Source organism: Neobacillus sp. Fa239, assembly GCF_055395235.1.
Genome location: NZ_AP041611.1, coordinates 42,501 through 63,729, shown reverse-complemented (window position 1 = coordinate 63,729; position 21,229 = coordinate 42,501). Strand labels below are relative to the sequence as shown.

20 protein-coding genes, 2 rRNA genes and 1 riboswitch (1 of these 23 running past the window's edge) are annotated in these 21,229 nt (G+C 43.2%); of the genes, 1 reads left to right on the top strand and 21 read right to left on the bottom strand.

Annotation, left to right across the window (positions count from 1 at the left end):
• Positions 1 to 25: 25 nt before the first annotated feature.
• The 5 genes from pcrA to ACZ5XR_RS00270 form a co-directional block, all read right to left on the bottom strand.
• A complete protein-coding gene (pcrA, locus tag ACZ5XR_RS00290; RefSeq protein WP_464499750.1) occupies positions 26 to 2,266 on the bottom strand; it encodes a DNA helicase PcrA in 2,241 nt (746 codons plus the stop codon).
• Positions 2,267 to 2,332: 66 nt separating this feature from the next.
• Positions 2,333 to 3,016, bottom strand: coding sequence for a heptaprenylglyceryl phosphate synthase (gene pcrB / locus ACZ5XR_RS00285; protein WP_464499749.1), 684 nt, complete (start codon positions 3,014 to 3,016; stop codon positions 2,333 to 2,335).
• A 148-nt stretch (positions 3,017 to 3,164) separates the two neighbouring features.
• The gene (locus ACZ5XR_RS00280; RefSeq protein WP_464499748.1) at positions 3,165 to 3,470 is read right to left on the bottom strand and encodes a YerC/YecD family TrpR-related protein; all 306 of its coding nucleotides are present in this window, start codon (positions 3,468 to 3,470) and stop codon (positions 3,165 to 3,167) included.
• Positions 3,471 to 3,498: 28 nt separating this feature from the next.
• Positions 3,499 to 4,548: a DUF3048 domain-containing protein gene (locus ACZ5XR_RS00275; RefSeq protein WP_464499747.1), complete on the bottom strand. Its 1,050-nt coding sequence runs from the start codon at positions 4,546 to 4,548 to the stop codon at positions 3,499 to 3,501.
• Positions 4,549 to 4,617: 69 nt separating this feature from the next.
• Entirely contained in the window at positions 4,618 to 6,360 is a 1,743-nt protein-coding gene (locus ACZ5XR_RS00270; protein WP_464499746.1) for an adenine deaminase C-terminal domain-containing protein, read from the bottom strand.
• A 165-nt stretch (positions 6,361 to 6,525) separates the two neighbouring features.
• Here ACZ5XR_RS00270 and ACZ5XR_RS00265 point away from each other — a divergent pair, with 165 nt between their 5' ends.
• Positions 6,526 to 6,852 (top strand): YgaP family membrane protein, encoded by a 327-nt coding sequence (locus ACZ5XR_RS00265; protein ID WP_464499745.1) that lies wholly within the window; start codon positions 6,526 to 6,528, stop codon positions 6,850 to 6,852.
• An 83-nt stretch (positions 6,853 to 6,935) separates the two neighbouring features.
• Here ACZ5XR_RS00265 and ACZ5XR_RS00260 read toward each other — a convergent pair whose 3' ends face one another.
• From ACZ5XR_RS00260 to ACZ5XR_RS00185, 16 genes are all read right to left on the bottom strand, one after another.
• Positions 6,936 to 7,127 carry a hypothetical protein gene (locus ACZ5XR_RS00260; RefSeq protein WP_464499744.1) on the bottom strand — a complete coding sequence of 64 codons (192 nt, stop codon included), beginning with the start codon at positions 7,125 to 7,127 and terminating at the stop codon, positions 6,936 to 6,938.
• A gap of 197 nt (positions 7,128 to 7,324) precedes the next feature.
• Positions 7,325 to 8,599: a phosphoribosylamine--glycine ligase gene (purD, locus tag ACZ5XR_RS00255; protein ID WP_464499743.1), complete on the bottom strand. Its 1,275-nt coding sequence runs from the start codon at positions 8,597 to 8,599 to the stop codon at positions 7,325 to 7,327.
• A 14-nt stretch (positions 8,600 to 8,613) separates the two neighbouring features.
• On the bottom strand, positions 8,614 to 10,152 hold the full coding sequence (gene purH / locus ACZ5XR_RS00250) for a bifunctional phosphoribosylaminoimidazolecarboxamide formyltransferase/IMP cyclohydrolase (RefSeq protein ID WP_464499742.1): 1,539 nt from the start codon (positions 10,150 to 10,152) through the stop codon (positions 8,614 to 8,616).
• On the bottom strand, positions 10,127 to 10,729 hold the full coding sequence (gene purN, locus ACZ5XR_RS00245) for a phosphoribosylglycinamide formyltransferase (RefSeq protein WP_464499741.1): 603 nt from the start codon (positions 10,727 to 10,729) through the stop codon (positions 10,127 to 10,129). The genes purH and purN overlap by 26 nt, the downstream gene beginning before the upstream one ends.
• Positions 10,726 to 11,760, bottom strand: a complete 1,035-nt coding sequence (gene purM / locus ACZ5XR_RS00240) for a phosphoribosylformylglycinamidine cyclo-ligase (protein WP_464499740.1) — start codon at positions 11,758 to 11,760, stop codon at positions 10,726 to 10,728. The genes purN and purM overlap by 4 nt, the downstream gene beginning before the upstream one ends.
• Before the next feature lie 15 nt (positions 11,761 to 11,775).
• Complete coding sequence (gene purF / locus ACZ5XR_RS00235; protein WP_464499739.1) at positions 11,776 to 13,188, bottom strand: amidophosphoribosyltransferase; 1,413 nt, start codon at positions 13,186 to 13,188, stop codon at positions 11,776 to 11,778.
• On the bottom strand, positions 13,164 to 15,386 hold the full coding sequence (purL, locus tag ACZ5XR_RS00230) for a phosphoribosylformylglycinamidine synthase subunit PurL (RefSeq protein WP_464499738.1): 2,223 nt from the start codon (positions 15,384 to 15,386) through the stop codon (positions 13,164 to 13,166). Before purL ends, purF begins: the two co-directional genes overlap by 25 nt.
• Positions 15,370 to 16,053, bottom strand: coding sequence for a phosphoribosylformylglycinamidine synthase subunit PurQ (gene purQ, locus ACZ5XR_RS00225; protein ID WP_464499737.1), 684 nt, complete (start codon positions 16,051 to 16,053; stop codon positions 15,370 to 15,372). Before purQ ends, purL begins: the two co-directional genes overlap by 17 nt.
• Complete coding sequence (gene purS, locus ACZ5XR_RS00220) at positions 16,050 to 16,304, bottom strand: phosphoribosylformylglycinamidine synthase subunit PurS (RefSeq protein ID WP_464499736.1); 255 nt, start codon at positions 16,302 to 16,304, stop codon at positions 16,050 to 16,052. Before purS ends, purQ begins: the two co-directional genes overlap by 4 nt.
• Positions 16,297 to 17,010, bottom strand: coding sequence for a phosphoribosylaminoimidazolesuccinocarboxamide synthase (purC, locus tag ACZ5XR_RS00215; RefSeq protein ID WP_464499735.1), 714 nt, complete (start codon positions 17,008 to 17,010; stop codon positions 16,297 to 16,299). The genes purS and purC overlap by 8 nt, the downstream gene beginning before the upstream one ends.
• 75 nt (positions 17,011 to 17,085) lie before the next feature.
• Complete coding sequence (gene purB, locus ACZ5XR_RS00210; RefSeq protein ID WP_464499734.1) at positions 17,086 to 18,381, bottom strand: adenylosuccinate lyase; 1,296 nt, start codon at positions 18,379 to 18,381, stop codon at positions 17,086 to 17,088.
• Positions 18,378 to 19,532, bottom strand: coding sequence for a 5-(carboxyamino)imidazole ribonucleotide synthase (gene purK / locus ACZ5XR_RS00205; protein WP_464499733.1), 1,155 nt, complete (start codon positions 19,530 to 19,532; stop codon positions 18,378 to 18,380). Before purK ends, purB begins: the two co-directional genes overlap by 4 nt.
• Entirely contained in the window at positions 19,519 to 20,007 is a 489-nt protein-coding gene (gene purE / locus ACZ5XR_RS00200) for a 5-(carboxyamino)imidazole ribonucleotide mutase (protein ID WP_464499732.1), read from the bottom strand. The genes purK and purE overlap by 14 nt, the downstream gene beginning before the upstream one ends.
• A gap of 122 nt (positions 20,008 to 20,129) precedes the next feature.
• A riboswitch (purine riboswitch) is annotated at positions 20,130 to 20,231 on the bottom strand.
• Between the two features lie 68 nt (positions 20,232 to 20,299).
• Positions 20,300 to 20,515, bottom strand: a complete 216-nt coding sequence (locus ACZ5XR_RS00195) for an NETI motif-containing protein (protein WP_464499731.1) — start codon at positions 20,513 to 20,515, stop codon at positions 20,300 to 20,302.
• A gap of 284 nt (positions 20,516 to 20,799) precedes the next feature.
• Positions 20,800 to 20,916, bottom strand: a 5S ribosomal RNA gene (gene rrf, locus ACZ5XR_RS00190).
• Between the two features lie 77 nt (positions 20,917 to 20,993).
• A 23S ribosomal RNA gene (locus ACZ5XR_RS00185) occupies positions 20,994 to 21,229 on the bottom strand (it continues 2,704 nt past the right edge of the window).

The window sequence follows — 21,229 nt, the reverse complement described above, 5'->3', positions numbered from 1 at the left end:
AGCCAGCCCTTTCCTCTTACAAATCTTATGCCTTTTTAATCGGGGCAAATTTTGCGAGCAGACGCTTGATGCCCGTTGGACTTGGGAACGCAATATCAAGCTCGGTTCCTTCCCCTTGACCTTTGACACTTACGACCGTTCCGACGCCCCATTTGCCATGTTCGGCTTTATCGCCAACCTTCCAGCCGATTTCATCGCCGCCGGTGGTATTCGCAACCGGCCGCATCACTGGTTTCCTTGTAACAGGTGTACCAAAACCTGCTCCGGATGAGCCAAACGAGCTTCCTCTTGATCCGAATGGAGTGCTTTTAGGTGCTTTCGTCTCCACACCCTCTAAAAGGTCTTCGGGAATTTCTTTAATAAAGCGAGAAGGCGGATTCATATTGGTTCTCCCGAACAGGGTCCTCATTTGGGCATTGGTCAAAAACAGGCTTTGTTCCGCTCTTGTAATCCCTACATAGGCAAGGCGGCGCTCTTCTTCCATTTCTACTTCCTCCATTAAGGAACGGCTATGCGGGAAAACTCCTTCCTCTAGTCCAATTAAAAAGACAACTGGAAATTCCAAGCCTTTGGCCGAGTGGAGGGTCATGAGTACAATGGAATCAGCCTTTTCTCCTTCTTCATCCATTGAATCAATATCAGCTACAAGGGCCAAGTCAGTTAAGAACGCTACTAAGCTCTTATCCTCACTTGCGTCCTCAAAGTTTTTTGTAACAGATAGTAATTCGTCGAGGTTTTCTAAGCGGCTTTGGGCTTCAAGTGATTTCTCCAGCTTTAGCATTTCACGGTAACCGGATTTTTCAAGAATCTCCTCTACCAGCTCCGTAACAGAAACAAATTCCTGCATTTGTGTATAATTTCGAATTAAATCACGGAATTCGCGGGCAGCCTTGGTAATTTTCGGACTTAAGCCGAGCAGCTCAATCGAGTCCAATGCTTTAAATATGGAGATATCATGCATGGCCGCAAAGTCAGCGATTTTATCTACTGAGGTTGATCCAATCCCCCGCTTTGGAACGTTGATAATTCTCCGCAAACTAATATCATCGTCCGGATTTGAAATTAATCGTAAATAGGCAAGCATATCTTTAATTTCTTTACGGTCATAGAACTTAGTACCGCCCACAATCGCATACTCAATATTCGATTTCAGCAAGACTTCCTCCATTACACGGGACTGTGCATTCGTGCGATAAAGGATGGCAATGTCAGACAAATTATACTTTCCGCCACGGGATAATTCCTTGATTTTTCCGGCAACAAATTGGGCTTCTCCCTGCTCACTGTCAGCGCGGTAATAAACAAGTTTATTCCCTTCCGGATTTTCCGTCCAAAGGTTTTTGGCTTTGCGGTTTAAGTTGTTTTCAATCACTTTATTCGCTGCAAGAAGAATTCTTTTTGTTGAGCGGTAGTTTTGTTCTAATAGAATCACGGCTGCATTTGGATAGTCCTTTTCAAAGGACAGAATATTGGCGATGTCCGCTCCCCGCCATCTGTATATCGATTGATCAGAGTCCCCGACCACACAAAGATTTTTAAATCGCATTGCTAACAGTTTAACTAATAAATATTGCGCTTTGTTCGTATCCTGATACTCGTCGACATGAATGTATTGAAATTTACGCTGATAATATTCCAGAACATCCGGTACCCTTCTAAATAATTGAATGGTCATCATGATTAAATCGTCAAAATCAAGCGCCTGATTTTTCCGTAAACGCTTTTGATATTCTGTATAAACATCGCTGACGATTTGTTGGAAATAATCACCGGAGGTTTTTGCATACTCCTCCGGATCAATGAGTTCATTTTTTGCCGAACTAATCGATCCGAGAATGGCCCGGGGATCGTATTTCTTCGGATCAATATTCTTATCCTTAAGGATCCCTTTAATGACCGATTGCTGGTCCGTTGTATCCAAAATCGTAAAATTTCGGTTAAAGCCCATTCGGTCGATATCCCTGCGTAAAATTCTTACACACATCGAGTGAAAGGTGGAAATCCAAATTTCTTCTGCTGCCCCGCCCATCATTTTCCCGATCCGTTCCTTCATTTCTCTTGCAGCTTTATTCGTGAAGGTAATCGCCAAAATATTGTATGGGTTCACTCGCTTTTCGACAATTAAATAGGCGATTCGATGCGTTAAGACTCTTGTCTTCCCGCTTCCCGCTCCGGCCATTAAAAGGAGCGGCCCGTCGGTTGCTTTAACGGCACTTTGCTGCTCTGGATTTAAGCCGCTTAATAGTTTTTCAGATAAATATTGCATTTTTTCACCCACCAAACCAAACATTTGTTCTTATTTTATCATTCTTTTTCAATTGATTGCAATTTATTAACGAACAGCCTTAATCGTTTTTAAGGCATTTTCAAAATTTTCATAGATGGCATTTCCAACCACGATGACATCCGCATGCTTGGACATTTCTTCCGCCTGCGGAAGGGTCGCTATCCCGCCGCCATAAAATAATGTTGTCTGATTTAGCACTCTTTTAACGTCTGCAACTAAATCGACATTTCCATATTGACCGCTGTATTCAAGATAAAAAATGGGCAGCTGAAACATTTTTTCAGCCAGCATCGCATAGGCCCGGACATCATCATTCGTTATTTCGGCATTGGCAGAGGTCAGCTTCGCTGCTTTGCAGTCCTTGTTCATTATGCAATAACCTTCCATGACGATTTCTTCCCAATCCATAATATCACCAAATTCTTTGACCGCATGATGATGCAGTCCTGTGATCCACTTTGAATCCTCGCTATTTAAGATCGTCGGGATAAAATAAAGGTCAAATCCAGGAGTTATTGTTTCAATGCTTGAAACTTCCAATACACACGGCACCGTAAAGCGTCGAATTCTTGCCATTAAATCGAGGACATTTTCAAGTGTTACTCCATCTGTTCCGCCGACTATGACCGCGTCCGTACCGGATTCACAAATTCTTTCCAAATGCTCCTCCGATATTTCTTTATTCGGGTCAAGCTTAAACACATGGCGCCACTCGCGAAAATCATACATCCAAAAATCCTCCCATTCGAATTTCCATTACACCATTATAGCACTAGCGCAATCGAATCAAAAAGAAAACAGTGATGTTTCATTTAGAAATGTTAACCAAGGCCTAAAAGGGGCAAAAAAAAGAAGCTGTACCCCAGCCTCTTCATTCCTATTTTTCACTATTTTCTTCTTTAATTCTTTCCAAAACCATTTCATACGTATCGTTACCAAAGTTTAAACAGCGTTTCACTCGCGAAATGGTGGCAGTGCTTGCGCCGGTTTCTGCTTCAATCCGGTGATAGGTATTTCCATCGCGCAGCATCCTTGCTACATCCAACCTCTGTGCCAACGATTGAATTTCATTAATCGTGCACAAATCATCAAAAAAGCGGTAGCATTCTTCCATGTTTTTTAATGACAAGACGGCTTGAAATAATTGATCAAGCTCTTTTCCTCTTAATTTATCGATCTGCATAGTGTATACCCCTTTTTTTGAAAAATAGTTATTTCACATTGAACGAAACACTTTTCGAAAGGCCTGGTTTGGTCGGTACAACATTTACCCATGTCTTTCCTTGAACAAACGGAACTTCTTCCCCATTCTTGATTGGAACAATTCTACCGTTTACATTTTTCCATTCTACTTCGTTCACTTTCCCCATCTGCAATAAATAACCTTTTCCACCTGATTGAAGGTCAACGGTACGGCGGCCCTTTTTATCGATTATTTGATGGTTCGCTTCTACGATAAAAAGATTATCAAGGAGAATCGGCTGCTTTGTTTCTAAATCAACCGTCTGCTCTCCGCCTTGAAAGCGCTTATATTTATTGATTGCTGGATCAAATTGATAAATGCAATCAAACATTTTACTCGAGAAATAAGAAATTTTCACCGAACTTGCATCGTTCCCTGTAATTTTTTTGCTTTCTTCTTCTGTCATAAATTTAAATGCCGGCGGTGTAATATCCATTGAATAATGATTAAGCCTCGCACCTTTTAAAATATTGTCATACGTAATATAGGAGTTATGGGGTGCAACGCGGAAGCTCGCTCTATGAAACAATGTGCCATCATATTGCATGCCGTTTAAATTATCAATATAGCCGGATTGCAACATTCTTTTTGCCTCCGGACTATAGCCATGAGCAATGTAAAGTGCGTTTAATCCTTTGGCTAAACGAATATAATAATCCCTTGAACTTCGTACCGGTCCGATATTATTAGGCTTTTCACTTTGAAAAACGGCTAAAAACCTTGTAATATCCCCTTCGGCTAGAATTTCATAGACAATATCTGCCTTGTTTAAGCCCGATTGTGGTCTCGCAGCAGGGTGATTGTTAATCATAACAGCCACAGCTCTTCCATTTGTTTCAGTCTGGGAGCCCTTGCCTGTTAAAGGATAGTAATATGGATATGGATTCTTTACTGCTCCCTTTTGTTCACCTGTTGGTACTTGTTGTTTTTTATCAACCGACTTCTTTGCAGTTTCTTTATTAGCACAGCCGGAAAGCAATAACAAAACAGCAGCCGCAGCAACAAGCCACTTTTTCATCGATTAAACACCTCTGATCCCTTTAGGAATAAAAGCCATTTTACTTTACTTCTTTAATACGATTACATTTTAACGCATTATCGACGGAAAGAGTACTGTTTTATTCATGACATCATACATTCCCTGTTGGGTGATCCGTATATATGGTAAATGGGTGGAAGAAAAGAACAGCAAGCTGTAAACAGGATCCGCAAACGCATATCCATATTCGCGCAGCACTTCCAGCAGCCTTTTTTCTTGCTTCATCAGTTCCGTTACAGGCACGTCGGTCATAATGCCTCCTAAAGGTAGCGGCAGCTCACATACGGTTTGACTATTTTCCACCACGACGATACCGCCGCCCAATTCCTTCATTCGGTTAAAGGCCGTAATCAAATCCTGTTTGCTTTTTCCGATTAAGATAATATCTCCGGTATTGGAAAACGAGCTGGCCAATGCTGATAATTTACTTGCAAATCCCTTTAACATTGTATTGATTCTCCATTTCCCGTTTCGGTCAATTAAGGTAAAAAAGCATTCATTATGATCCATTGAGAGTTCATCCGACGAAACGTCAATGGAGATAGAATACGGCTTCGTAATAACGGAATTGGTCATTTCAATCCCAAATGGCATGGAAAATTGCAAATCATCCATCGATAAATCCCAATCTAATTCCAAAGGCTTTAAGCCATAATAATCCCAAGTAACAGGAGTAAAAGCATTCATATCTTTTCCATCCCGTTTGACCCATTCCCCTTTAGCAAGAACAGATACAGGAGTTGGATTTTCGATGCTTGATAAAAAGTTGATATTCGCGACTCGTCCGGTGGCAATACTGCCATGCAGATGTTCAATGTTATAATATCTGGCCACATTGACAGTTGCCATATTGTAGGCATCTATAATCGGTACCCCTTTGTCAATCGCTATTCTGATCATTTCATCAATAATTCCTGGCTCGTAAAAATTGGATGTCGAACCATCCGTTGTGAAGGTCAGACGGTCATACGCTTCGATTCCCAAATCTTTCATTTCATCTAAAAGCACAGGCAGATCCGGACGAATGGATGAGTACCGCAATGACACCATATATCCCTGCATTAAACGGTCATATACCTCTTTTCCGGTCATTGCTTCGTGATCACAATCTGCTCCGAACAGCATCATTTTGGCCAATGTTTTTTCAGAAGCACCCGGAAAATGACCTTCGATTCGCTTGCGCATCCGTTTGGTTTCCTGCATCCAATGAAGCATCATATCATCGCCATCCAGCAATTTCGGCCATCCCGTTAATTCTCCGCCTTGGAGGACAGCGTCATGCTCCAGCCATAATTTGATATTGCTATTGGAAAAAACCTCTTCTTCATTTAAGATTTCCGTCTGCGCATCAAAGCGGCTCCACCAAAACATGGTAACCGGTATCGTCCTTAATTCCCGTAACAGGGCAAAGGCTTCCCTTTTTTTCAAATTCATCATGATGGTCATATTGTCATTAATTAATGTTGTCGTACCAGTCTGCGATGCATAGGCCGCGAATGAATGGGGATTATATAATTGAAACGGGTGGGCATGCGGTTCAATATATCCTGGAACAAGAATTTCATTCGTGCAGTCAATTACTTCGCAATTCTTCAGATATGTCGGTAATTTTTCGCCAACATATACGATGCGGTCTTCATAGATCCAAATATTCGCTCTCATCCATTGGCGAAATGTCTGATTTAAATACAAGGCATTTTTCAATAAAATAGTGGGTGAAATTTTTCCATCCAAAACGGATACATGCATGCGTAAATTTTTATTTTTCCATCGGTAACGTTGTTCCAGCATACGATATCCCTCCCTCTTCAAAATCTATTTATCTATAAAAAGATTGATTTAATCATAATGAAAACCCTTACAAAATTCCATTTGTATTTATACTAACATATTTCGCAATGTAAAGCAGTAAAGAGTTGATAAATTTTGTAAAGATTTTGTGAAGGAGTGAACAAAATGAATATCAAACCGAATATTGGGATTTTGAATTCCTTAATACGAATTACCTTTGGACTGACAACTCTTGCATGGGTAACGGCCAAGCTTGTTAAAAAACCGTGGAGAGACTCGTACCTTTTAGTTGCTTTGTGTGGTGCGATGAAGGTGGCAGAAGGAATTGTCCGTTTTTGTCCTGTTACAGCGCTTCTTGAAAAATACCAATGTATGGTGCAGGATCAAAACCAAAACACCACAGAGACAATTCACGAAGCCGATTCAATGGATGGATTGGAAGGGTTAACAAATCTGGGTGAAGAAGAAGTCCTTCCATATAACCCGTCATAAGGACGCTTTCTATTAGGATTGCCCTTTCCTTTTACCGAGGAAAGGGTTTTTTCTTCTTTATGGGCAATACAACTCCTTTCCTTTTACCGCTGGTATGCTTTTTTCTTCTTTGCGGGCAATGCAACGGCTCTGCTTTGACCGCCCAAGCTCGTTTTCCCTCTTCTCGGGCAATGCAACGGGTCTGCTTTAACCGCGGCAGCTCCTTTTTCCCCTCCACGGGCAATGCAACAGCTCTGCTTTACCCGCAGCAGCTCTTTTTTCTCATCCGCGGGCAATGCAACGCCTCTGCTTTAACCGCGGCAGCTCCTTTTTCTCCTCCACGGGCAATGCAACAGCTCTGCTTTACCCGCGGAAGCTCCTTTTTCTTCTTCACGGGCAAAGCAACCACTTTCCTTTTACCGCCGAGTCAGTTTTTTCCTCTCAATGGGTAAAGGAAAAACAATAAAGACTGGCCAAATATTGGCCAGTCTGATTAGTTGATTATCTTGCTGCTAAAAGCCTTTGCTCCGATATCCTTCCGGTAAAAAACACCTTCACAATGCAGTTTTTCCAGCTCTATATACACTTTTTCCTGCGCCCCCTGCAGACTGTCGGCGAGTGCACCGGTTAGTAGTACCCGTCCGCCGGCTGTAACATACTCGCTCGACTCATTTAAAGAGGTTCCCGCATGAAAAACATAGACAGAATCATCGATATCCGATAATCCTTTTAGCACAGCGCCCTTTTCATAGGACTCCGGGTAGCCCTTGGCAGCGACAACAACACCCACCATGGCCTGCTCCGTCCATTCAAGCTCAGGCGATTGACCATCCAAAAGTTCTAAAATGGTTTGAACTAAATCCGATTTTAATCGGGGTAAAATAACCTGTGTTTCCGGGTCGCCAAACCTTGCGTTAAATTCAATGACTTTAGGCCCATCAACTGTTGCTATTAAACCCGCATATAAAATCCCGCAAAAATGGCGGTTCTCCGCTGCCATTGCTTTTGCAGCAGGCTTAAGAACGGTTTCGACAGCCGTTTGAACCATCTCATCACTAATCTGAGGCACCGGTGAATAGGCGCCCATTCCCCCAGTATTGGGACCGAGATCGCCATCAAAGGCCCGCTTATGGTCCTGAGCGATTTGTAACGGGACGACCACTTCCCCATTTACAAAAGCCATCAAAGAAAATTCTTCCCCGCTCAAAAACTCCTCGATGACCACCTGAGAGGAAGCAGCCCCGAACTTGGCGCCGACAAGCATCTCTTCCAGACTTTCCAGCGCCTCCTGTTTAGTCATGGCCACGGTGACACCTTTACCGGCGGCCAACCCATCTGCTTTTATGACAATCGGTGCGCCTTTTGCTTCAACATATTCCCTCGCTTCCTCAAAGGAAGTAAAGACCGCATAATCCGCGGTGGGTATCTGATATTTTTTCATTAATGCTTTCGCAAACGATTTGCTACCTTCAATTTCCGCTGCAGCCTTTTGAGGACCGAATACTTGCAGGCCAGCTTCCATAAATTGATCGGCAAGACCCGCCAGCAGCGGGACTTCCGGCCCGATAATCGTCAGCGCAACGCCTTGTTCCTTTGCAAATTCAATTAGTCTTTGATGCTCTGATTCCTCAATGGAAACCAATTCTGCCACATCGACCATTCCTGGATTTCCGGGAGCAGCAAATACTTGATCGACTAGTAAGCTTTCACGAACTTTACGGCAAATCGCATGCTCTCTTCCGCCTCGGCCAATTATTAAAACCTTCAAAACCCTCACCCCGATTAGTGTTTGAAATGTCTTACACCCGTGAATACCATGGCAATGCCATATTCGTCAGCTTTCTTAATTGAATCTTCATCACGAATCGAACCGCCCGGTTGAATAATTGCCGTTATTCCAGCTTTAGCGGCTGCTTCTACTGTATCATTCATTGGGAAAAAGGCATCTGATGCAAGTCCTGCTCCATTTGCATGAACGCCTGCTTGTTTAAGGGCAATTTCCGCAGCGCCAACCCGGTTCATCTGACCTGCGCCAATTCCAATCGTCATGTCTTCCTTCGCGACCACAATCGCATTCGACTTCACGTGTTTAACAACCTTCCAGCCAAGCTTTAACGATTCCCATTCTACTTCCGTCGGCTGTCTTTTTGTCGGGATAGTGATGTCGGCATCTTCTAATGTAAAGCGGTCTTGGTCCTGAACGAGCAGTCCGCCTTCAATGGTTGTCATCTTCACTTCTGCCTTATTGGCTTGTTCAAATGGGATTGTTAAAAGACGAAGATTCTTTTTCCCTGTTAAAATCGTACGTGCTTCTTCCGAGAAGGAAGGGGCAATAATGATTTCCAAGAAGATCTCATGAAGCTTTTCTGCCGTTTTTGCATCGACTTCCTGGTTAAACGCAATGATTCCGCCAAAAATTGATACCGGATCGGCAGCAAAAGCTTTTTCAAAAGCTTCAAATACCGTTTTGCCCGTACCGACCCCGCATGGGTTCATATGCTTCACTGCTACAGCTGCCGGTTCTGAAAACTCCTTGACAATTTGCAGTGCCGCGTCAGCATCATTGATATTATTATAGGAAAGCTCTTTACCATGAAGCTGTTCGGCATTGGCAATCGAGAACTTTGACCCAAGAGGTTTTTGATAAAAGGATGCTTTTTGATGAGGATTTTCTCCGTAACGGAGAGATTGCTTTAATTCATAAGTAACCGTTAACTTCTCCGGTTTTTCCTCTTGAGCAAGGTCCGTCATATATTCAGCAATCAGCGCATCATAGGCAGCCGTGTGACGGAACACCTTTGCTGCAAGCTTTCTTCTTGTCTCAAGACTAGTTTGGCCATCGGCTTTTAATTCGGAAATGACGGTTTGATAATCAGCAGGGTCCACAACCACTGTTACATATTGATGATTTTTTGCTGAAGCCCTGAGCATGGTCGGGCCGCCAATATCAATATTTTCAATGGCATCGGCGACGGTTACATCCGGTTTTTCAATGGTCTGCTGGAATGGATAAAGATTCACACAAACCAATTGGATCGGCTCAATCCCGTGCTCTTTCAGCTGGCTTCGATGGGAGAGATCATCCTGTTTTGCCAACAGGCCGCCATGAATGAACGGATTTAACGTTTTGACCCGTCCTTCTAAAATTTCCGGGAATCCGGTCACATCACTGACACTAAGGACGGGTACTCCTTGTTCGTGAAGTGCTTTTTTAGTTCCACCTGTCGAAATGATTTCAAAGCCGAGATTGACGAGTTCTTTCGCAAGATCAATAATTCCGCTTTTATCAGAAACACTAATAAGCGCTCGCTTTTTTGCCATGAATAATTCCTCCTTGAGTTAGCAGCAATTGCAGGATGGTTGGATATAGCTTATGTTCGATTGATTGAATTTTTCTTTGCAGGCTGTCTCGTGTTTCATTTTCAGCTACTTTTACCCTCTCCTGGATGATGATGGGCCCAGTATCCATTCCTTCATCGACAAAATGAACGGTGACTCCGCTCCATGCTGCTTTTGCCGCCAGAGCCTGCCCAATCGCATCTTTACCTGGAAATTCCGGAAGCAATGATGGATGGATGTTGACCATCTTTCCTCGAAAAGCCTCTAATAACGTAGGACCAATCAGCCTCATATAGCCTGCCAGCACAACATATTCGACTCCCACTCTTGTTAGCTCCTCTAAGATTTCCTTTTCATAGTCTTCCTTGCAGGCATAATCCTTTGCATGAAAAACGAAGCTCGGAATTCTGGCGGCATTTGCCCGTTCGACCACAAGAGCACCAGGTTTGTCACACACTAAAAGTGAAACGTCGGCCTCAAGTTCCCCTGTTTGAATAAGATCAACAATAGCTTGAAAATTGCTTCCGCTGCCTGATGCAAATATAGCGATTTTTTTCATTTTCTTCCTCCAGCAAGGGTGATGTTGATTCCTTCTGTTTCAGTCACAACACCGATTTGGTAAGCAGTTTCTCCACATTGCGTGAAATGTTCAATCACTTCGGATGCCATTTCCTTGTCGACAGCTATTACCATGCCAATTCCCATATTAAAAATATTATACATCTCTTGCTGGTCAATTTGTCCAAGAGCAGAAATCAGCTTAAACACGGAAGGAATGGACCAATTCCTTTCATTCAGTTCGGCTCCAAGACCCGCCGGCAGCATCCGTGGAATATTTTCAATAAATCCTCCGCCGGTGATATGTGACATCCCCTTAATATTGAATTTTTTCAAGGCAGCCAAGATCGATTTCACATAGATTTTAGTTGGCTTGAGTAACTCTTCCCCTAAGGTGCAGCCAAGCTCGTCAACATACTCGGTTAACGACCAATTTTCAAAAACCTTTCTGACTAGCGAATAGCCATTGCTGTGGATGCCGCTTGAACCCAAACCGATCAGGACATCCCCCGGCTGAATGGTTTCCCCTGTGACTAATTTTGATTTTTCACAGGCACCAACAGAAAAGCCAGCAAGATCGTACTCGTTTTCTTTATATAAACCAGGCATTTCCGCTGTTTCTCCGCCGATAAGGGCACAGCCTGCCTGTTCACAACCATCCGAAATTCCTTTGACAATCGCCTCTATTTTTTCAGGAATGGCTTTTCCGCATGCAATATAATCGAGAAAATAGATCGGCTCCGCTCCCTGTACGACGATATCATTAACACACATTGCGACAGCATCAATTCCGATTGTCTCGTGCTGGTCCAGCCAAAAAGCAATCATCAGCTTCGTTCCGACTCCATCAGTTCCGGAAACCAGAACAGGTTCCTTTAGATTAAGAGTCGATAAATCAAACATTCCGCCAAATCCGCCTAAGCTTCCCATTACACCAGCTCTTGCTGTTTTTTGAACATGCTTTTTCATTCTCGAAACCGCTTCATACCCTGCTTCGATGTTTACGCCTGCTTGTTTATATGCGTTAGCCACATTCATTCCCCCCTCTTATTTCTGATAATAATATTGGAGTGTATCGGGATAAATTTCAGTTGGGTAATTTCCTGTAAAGCATCCAAGGCAATATCCGTTTGTTCCGCCGCCTTCTTTTTTACCAATGGCTTCAATCATTCCCTCAACGCTTAAAAATGTTAGCGAATCGGCTCCGATGAGCTCACGGATTTCCTCCACCGATTTATCCGAAGCAATTAATTCTTCCTTCGAAGAGGTATCAATTCCATAGAAACAAGGATTTTTAATCGGCGGCGAGCTGATGACCACATGAACTTCCGTAGCACCGGCATCCTTTAACATATTGACAATCCGCCTGCTCGTCGTCCCTCTTACAATGGAATCATCCACCATGATGACACGCTTCCCTTCAACCACACCCCGAACTGGCGACAGCTTCATTTTCACCCCTTGCTCCCTTAATGACTGCGAAGGTTGGATGAACGTTCTGCCGACATAACGGTTTTTAATTAACCCCATTTCATACGGGATACCGGAAGCTTCCGCATAGCCTATCGCGGCTGAGATGCTGGAATCAGGGACTCCTGTCACTACATCTGCTTCAATCGGTGCCTCAATCGCCAATCTTTTCCCTAAATTTTTGCGGGCAGTATGAACGTTGATGCCTTGAATATTACTATCCGGTCTTGAAAAATAAATATATTCCATTGTACATATAGCTTTTGTTGTACTTAGTGAAAAGCGGTCCGATGTCAAGCCATTATCGTTAATGATCAACAGTTCTCCTGGCATGATATCGCGAATATACTCCGCCCCGACAACATCAAAGGCACATGTTTCCGATGCCACTACATAGGCATCTCCGAGACATCCAAGTGAAAGCGGGCGAAGACCATGCGGATCAAGAGCGACCAATAATTCCGTTTCCGTCATGATTAAGTAGGCGTACGCGCCTTTTAACATGGAAAGGGCATTTTTAGCCCGATCTGTTGTATTCGAATATCCGCTTCTTTTCATCAAATGAGCCAATACCTCGGTATCCGAGCTGGTTTGAAAAATACTACCCTGTGCTTCAAGCTGGTGTTTAAGAGAATTAACGTTTACGAGATTTCCATTATGGGCAAGAGCAAGGCTCCCGCTTTGTGAATGGAACAAAAGGGGCTGTACATTTTCATAACCCCCGCCCCCCGCGGTAGCATAGCGGACATGTCCAATTGCTCCGGTTCCTGTTAATTCTTTCATGGCATCGGCGGTAAAAATCTCAGAAACTAGTCCTTCCCCTTTTACCCCTTTAAGCGTTATTCCATCTGTCACAACGATGCCCGTACCCTCTTGGCCGCGATGCTGGAGACTATGAAGACCGTAATAGGTGAGCTGTGCTGCGTCTTTATGTCCCCAAACTCCAAAGATTCCGCACTCTTCATTTAATCCCTTGATTTCAGTAAGCATGGGATGGCTCCTTTCCAGGCCGTTTTTAATTCGTTAATATCAGCTTCAAGTACAGGGTTATTTCCATTCATAACCTTAAGGACAGCTGAATCATTGACTTCACCAATCAAGTTAGCCGCTACTAAGCTTTCAAACTCAGCTTGATGTTCTTTTTTAACCGTTACGAGAAAGCGGGATTGCGTTTCACTAAATAAAGCGGTAACTGAATTTCCTTTAATTTCAACCGTTGCTCCATGGGTCTCGTTGAAAAGTGACTCTGATAATGCGACAGCTAAACCGCCTTCTGAGAGGTCGTGCGCCGATTGCACCAGACCGGCACGGATGGCCGCAAGAATTTGATCCTGTCTTTCTTTTTCCACGATTACATTTAATTCAGGGGCTTTTCCGAAAATTCGTCCATGAACCAGCTTTTGCAATTCACTGCCGCCAAACTCATCTTTCGTTTCCCCGACAAGATAAATCAAATCGCCGCTATTTTTAAAATGCTGGGTTGTAATATGATCAAGATCTGTAACTAAACCAACCATTCCCACGACTGGTGTTGGATAAATAGCCGTTCCGCTTGTTTCATTATATAAGGAGACATTTCCGCCAATGACCGGTGTTTGAAGAGTTCGGCAGGCTTCACTCATGCCGTCCGCTGCTTTTTCAATCTGCCAGAAAACTTCCGGTTTTTCCGGGTTGCCGAAGTTTAGATTGTCCGTAATTGCTAATGGCTCTGCACCTGAACAAACAATGTTCCGGGCAGCTTCAGCAACAGCAATCTTTCCGCCCGTTTCCGGGTCTAAGTACACATAGCGGGAATTACAATCCGTTGTCATCGCCAAGGCCTTACGGGTTCCGCGAATCCTGACAATGGAAGCATCCGATCCTGGTGCCACAACCGTGTTTGTTCGAACCATATAGTCATATTGTTCATAAACCCATTCTTTGCTGGCAACAGTCGGTTGACTTAGGATGTTTAGAAGTGTCTCTTTCAAATCATCAACCTGTGGCACTTCATTTTCCATCGCCTGGAATTCTGCAAAATAGCCGGGCTCTTTAGATGGCTTTTGGTAAACCGGCGCATCCTCTGCTAATGCATCAGCCGGAACATCCGCCACCATTTCACCGTTATGAATCAAGCGGAGCTGTTTATCACTGGTTACCGTTCCAATTGCAACTGCCTCTAAACCATACTTTTCAAAAAGGTCGACGATTTCTTGTTCTCTTCCCTTTTTCACGACGATCAGCATCCGTTCCTGCGATTCGGAAAGCATCATTTCATAGGCTGTCATCCCTGTCTCGCGCTGTGGAACGAGGTCCAAATTCATCTCGATACCCATTCCGGCTTTACTGGCCATTTCAGCAGAAGAACTTACGAGCCCTGCAGCCCCCATATCCTGTATCCCAACAAGAGCATCGGATTGAATAAGCTCCAAGCATGCCTCTAGCAGCAATTTTTCCATGAATGGATCTCCGACTTGAACAGCCGGGCGGTCTTCACTGGATTGCTCGGTTAATTCTTCTGAAGCAAAGGTTGCCCCATGAATTCCGTCGCGCCCTGTCTTCGCCCCCACATACATCACGGTATTGCCGGCGCCGTGTGCCTGCCCTTTTTTGATATCCTTATGATCGATCAGGCCGACACACATGGCATTCACTAATGGATTTCCTTCATAGCATGATTCAAATTGAATTTCCCCGCCGACAGTTGGAATTCCAATACAGTTTCCATAGCCGGCAATTCCAGCGACTACTTCTTTAAATAAGTAGCGGACTCTTGCAGAATCAAGTTCACCGAAACGAAGTGAGTTTAATAGAGCGATGGGACGAGCCCCCATTGAAAAAACATCGCGGATGATTCCGCCGACACCCGTTGCCGCCCCTTGATACGGTTCAATAGCAGACGGATGGTTATGGCTTTCAATTTTAAATACAACCGCCTGCCCGTCGCCGATGTCGACAATTCCAGCTCCTTCACCAGGTCCCTGAAGAACATGCTCTCCGGTAACCGGGAATTTTCTAAGAACAGGCTTGGAATTTTTATAGCTGCAGTGTTCCGACCACATAACGGAAAAGAGCCCTGTTTCCGTATAATTCGGTGTACGCCCAAGAATATTTTCAATCATTGTAAATTCTTCATCGGACAAACCCATTTGCTGATATACTTTTTCTGCTTTAATCTCGTTCGGATTTGGTTCACGCGTTAACAACATGTGTTTCCCTCCAAGTCTTTACAATCGATTGAAATAATTTCAATCCATCCGCACCGCCTAAAAGCTCGTCAACTGCTCTTTCAGGATGGGGCATCATTCCAAGGACATTCCCTTTTTCATTGATGATCCCAGCAATATCTTCCAAGCTTCCATTCGGATTTTCACGATACGTAAATACGATTTGGTTATTGGCCTTTAATTTTGCCAAAGTCTCTTCATCGCAATAATAATTTCCTTCGCCGTGCGCCACCGGGATGGTGATGGTTTCACCCTCCTGATAACCTGCAGAGAACATGGTTTGATTGTTTTCAACCTTTAATTCTACTGGCTTGCAAATAAAGGATAAGCTTTCATTCCGTCTCAATGCACCCGGGAGCAGGCCTGCTTCAAGAAGGATTTGGAATCCGTTGCAAACACCAAGGATCGGTTTTCCAGCTTCTGCTGCTTTTACTACTTCTTTCATCACATTGCTGAAACGCGCGATCGCTCCACAGCGCAAGTAATCTCCATAAGAAAAGCCTCCCGGCAGCAGGACTCCGTCAAACTCATTCAAGCTTTTGGCATCATGCCAAACATATTCAACCTCTTCCCCAAGCTCATCTTTAATCGCATGGTACATGTCAATATCACAATTGGATCCTGGAAAGACGATTACCGCAAACTTCACTGGGTAACTACCTCCTCTACTTCATAACGGTAGTCTTCAATGACTGGATTTGCTAAAAGGTTGGTGCAAATTTCATTTACCACGTCATCAATGTCGCGCTCTGACTTTTCAATCGTTAGTTCCATATATTTACCGATACGAACATCGGCCACTTGCTTGTAGTTTAATGAATGAAGAGAATTCGTTACAGCTTTCCCCTGTGGGTCTAATACACTCTCTCTTAACGTTACATACACCTTTACTTTATACATGCTGATGTCCTCCCAGTCTCGCTAAAATAGTTTCATAGGCATCTGTTAAACTTCCAAGATCACGTCGGAATACGTCCTTATCCAGCTTTTGATTCGTCTCTTTATCCCACAATCTGCAGGTGTCAGGGGATATTTCATCTGCCAGCAAAATTTGACCCTGATGGTCTTTTCCGAACTCCAGTTTAAAATCGATTAAACGAATGCCAAGCCCGTTAAAAAATTCCGTTAAAACTGCATCAACATCTAAAGCCTTTTTCTTTAAAATTTCGATTTCTTCCGGTGTAGCCAAATCCAGTTCAAGAATATGGTCAACAGTCATAAGCGGGTCCCCGAGATCGTCATTTTTCAAATAAAACTCCACAATCGGCGCCTTTAATGCCTTACCTTCCTCAACACCCAATCTTTTTGAAAAGCTGCCGGCAGCTACATTTCGCACCACTGTTTCAAGCGGGATAATTGTTACCTTTTTAACCAGTTGTTCTGTTTCGGAAATCCGTTCGACAAAATGAGAGTCAATCCCGCTTTCCTTCAGCTTTAAAAATAGCAAACTAGTAATCTCGTTATTTAAACGACCTTTTCCGGCAATATTCGCCTTCTTCACTCCGTTATAAGCTGTTGCTGAATCCTTATACTCAACCAGAACAGTAAGTTCATCATCCGTTTTATATATTTTTTTCGCTTTTCCTTCGTACAGTAGTTCTTTCATCAAGAACGCCTCCAGATTTCGAAATATTGGGAATATTAATTTTAGGATAGAGGGGCTATGGACGCCCCTCCTATATTAATTTAGGCCTAACCGGTCAAAAATCGTATCAACATGCTGCAGGTGGTAGTTATAATCGAAACAGTCCGCAATTTCTTCCGGGGAAAGCAGGCTGGTAATTTTAGATTCAGCCTCCACCAATTCACGGAATGGAACTTGTTTTTCCCAAGCCTCCATTGCTTTTGGCTGGACTGTGTCATATGCTTCTTCGCGGGACAATCCTTTATCAATCAGGGCAAGAAGCACGCGCTGTGAATAGATCAAGCCAAGCGTCCGGTCCATATTTCGCTTCATGTTCTCTGGGTATACCGTCAAGTTTTTGATAATGTTGCCGAAGCGATTTAGCATGTAATTTAAACCAATCGTCGCATCAGGTAAAATAATTCGTTCTGCAGAAGAATGGGAAATGTCACGTTCATGCCAAAGCGGTACATTTTCATAGGCTGTCAGCATATAGCCGCGAATAACGCGGGCTATCCCAGTCATATTCTCTGATCCGATTGGATTTCGTTTATGAGGCATAGCCGATGATCCTTTTTGCCCCTTAGCAAAAAATTCTTCCACTTCACGTGTTTCACTTTTTTGCAATCCGCGCACTTCCACTGCAAACTTTTCAATTGAAGTCGCAATCAACGCAAGTGTTGCCATATAGTGGGCATGACGGTCACGCTGCAGGGTTTGCGTCGAAATTGGTGCACTCTGCAAGCCGAGCTTTTCACAAACATATTGTTCAACGAACGGATTAATATTGGCATATGTGCCCACTGCACCGGAAATTTTTCCGAATTCAATTCCAGCTGCCGCTTGCTTAAAACGTTCAAGATTACGCTTCATTTCTTCATACCAAAGAGCAAGCTTCAAACCAAAAGTAGTTGGTTCAGCATGAACCCCATGAGTCCGACCCATCATGACAGTAAACTTATGCTCTTTTGCTTTGTTTTTTAGAATTTCAATGAAGTTCTCTAAATCCTTTTGTAAGATGGCATTGGCCTGCTTTAATAGATAAGAAAGAGCTGTATCCACTACGTCTGTTGATGTTAAACCGTAATGAACCCATTTGCGTTCTTCTCCGAGTGTTTCCGATACGGCACGGGTAAACGCAACAACATCATGTCTTGTTTCTTCTTCAATTTCTTTAATTCTTTCAATATTGAAGGAGGCATTTTCGCGAAGCTTTTTAACATCCTCCTTTGGAATATCCCCTAGTTCAGCCCACGCTTCACAGGCAAGAATTTCAACCTCGAGCCAGGCGTAGAATCGGTTTTCCTCGGTCCAAATTGCACCCATTTCTGGTCTTGTATAACGATCAATCATTTTATAGCCTCCAAATTTTTTTCTTCCCAAATGCCACTCGCTGCAGCTTCCTGTACAGCATCCTCTACAGATTCACACAGAATCGTAACATGACCCATTTTTCTTTTTGTCTTTGCTTCCTGTTTTCCGTACAAATGAACTTTCCAGTCAGCGATTTCCGGCAGCTTTTCTAACAAGGGCTTTTGATGTTCTCCTAATATATTGACCATAATTGCTGGTTTTAATAGCCTTGGATTCCCTAAAGGCAGGTTGCATACCGCTCTGATATGCTGTTCAAATTGTGATGTTTCACAAGCTTCAATTGAATAATGGCCAGAATTATGCGGTCTTGGGGCAAGCTCATTAATGTAAAGCTCATCCCCCTCCGTTAAAAACATTTCGACGGCAAGTGTCCCGGTTAGTTGAAAAGCTTCTGCAAGCTGGTGTGCAAAACGGATGGCCTGCTCTTCTGCCGTTTTCGAGATTCTCGCTGGTACAATGGTCTGATGGAGAATATTATCTATATGAATGTTTTCCGCAACCGGAAGGACTGTAGTCTCCAGGTTTGAGTTCCTAGTAATAATAACAGAAATTTCTTTTTTAAAAGAGATCCATTTTTCTAATATGCACTGACCGTGATCAAGCAGGTGTGCTCCTTTTTCAATTTCATGTCTCTCTTTTAAAATAAATTGACCTTTTCCATCGTAACCGCCGCGAGCTGTTTTTAACACAGCAGGATAACCGAGCTGTTCGATATTTTCATATATGTCACTTATGTTGTCAATCACGGCATATGGAGCCACTTGAACGCCGGCCCTTACAATTGCCCCTTTTTCCTTAATCCGATCCTGGGTAATTTCCAGTAAGGCTTTTCCCTGTGGGACATATGCGTTCTGACAAAGCCAAGCTAACGCAGTGGAATCTATGTTTTCAAATTCGTAGGTTATCACGTCACTTATATCTGCTAAGCTTTTAATTGCCTCCAAATCATCGTAAGCTGCCACTACCTTCTTATCAGCTACTTGACCACAAGGTGAATCCTCATTTGGATCAAGGACAGCAATTCGATAACCCATTGCTTTCGCGGAAAGGGCCATCATTCTTCCAAGCTGTCCTCCACCAATAATGCCAATCGTCTGTCCTGGTAATGTAACTTTTTTAGACAAGTTCATCACTGCTTTCTATTGCGGCAGCTTTTGCTTCCTGCCTGAATTTTTCTAAACGCTCTGTTAGAATTGGTTCTGTTACCGATAAGATCTGGGCTGCAAGTAATCCGGCATTCGCTGCACCTGCTTTTCCAATGGCGACGGTCGCAACAGGTACTCCTGAAGGCATTTGCACAATCGATAAAAGAGAGTCCAAACCATTTAATGCTTTCGATTGAACGGGAACGCCAATTACAGGTAATGTAGTTTTGGCGGCAACCATCCCTGGCAGATGGGCTGCACCTCCAGCCCCGGCAATAATGACCTTTATTCCTCTTTGTCTAGCTGTTGCTGCATATTCAAACATTAAATCCGGTGTCCGATGTGCGGAGACAACCTTTTTTTCATATGAAATTTCTAATCTATCCAACATTTCGCATGCATGCTTCATCGTTTCCCAATCGGACTTGCTCCCCATGATAACTGCTGCTTTCGGTTCCATTTTTCTCCCTCCAATATAAAAAGCCCTGAAACAGGTACCTTCCCTCAAAAATATATGAGAGAAAGCAGCTGCCCGGGCTGTTAATTCGGAACAGAAAAACACCATCAAATGAGACCCATTTCTGGTATTCCGCTTCCCCTCATAGTCCAATTATTTACGGTAATCGGGTAGAGACTTATGGGCCATATTCCCATTATTATACGAGGGTATTTCTTATTAATTTGTTATCTTTATATTAACAAGTAATATGGGTAACGGTCAATAAAAACGAACAATTTTCGTAATATTAAATTTATTGTTCGTTTTTTTCCATTAATTGTGCTTCAAATATGATTTGTCTTCCAACGGGTTCATAAGAGACTTCCTTCCCCGCGATGATTTCTTTAAAAATAGGTTTTTCTGTTCGTCGGATCGGAAAGTATCCCTGATTCTTGATCCGGCTTAGGCATTCTTCAATCGTTTCATTTTCTTGTACTTTAAAATTCATTTTCTTTTTTCTATTATTCATGATAAGTTCCTCATTTCATAGATATTCCAGTAATTTTGGGAGAAGGGTAGGACTTTTAAAATATTAAGATATTGGTATTATCTTTGCCATTTAGATTGTTTTATTTTCTTCTTGGAATAAATTGAGGGGGTTTTTGGGAGAGTTGATTGGCGTTTATGGTAAGGAGTTTTTTATTTTCCGCTTGGGCATTTATTTTCCACTTTAATCATTATATTTACCATTTGGAGTATAGAGGTGATTTAAAAAACAAAAAAGACAACCCACTATAGGCTGTCTTCCTAATTGCCTGGCAACGTCCTACTCTCACAGGGGGACAGCCCCCAACTACCATCGGCGCTGAGAAGCTTAACTTCCGTGTTCGGGATGGGAACGGGTGTGACCTTCTCGCCATTATTGCCAGACTATTTACTTGAGAGATCGTTCCCTCAAAACTAGATAATACAGAAGAAGTTTTCGTAAAAACGAGGTAATCTTAATATTGGTTAAGTCCTCGATCGATTAGTATCAGTCAGCTCCACATGTTGCCACGCTTCCACCTCTGACCTATCAACCTGATCATCTTTCAGGGATCTTACTAGCTTGACGCTATGGGAAATCTCATCTTGAGGGGGGCTTCATGCTTAGATGCTTTCAGCACTTATCCCGTCCGCACATAGCTACCCAGCGATGCCTTTGGCAAGACAACTGGTACACCAGCGGTGCGTCCATCCCGGT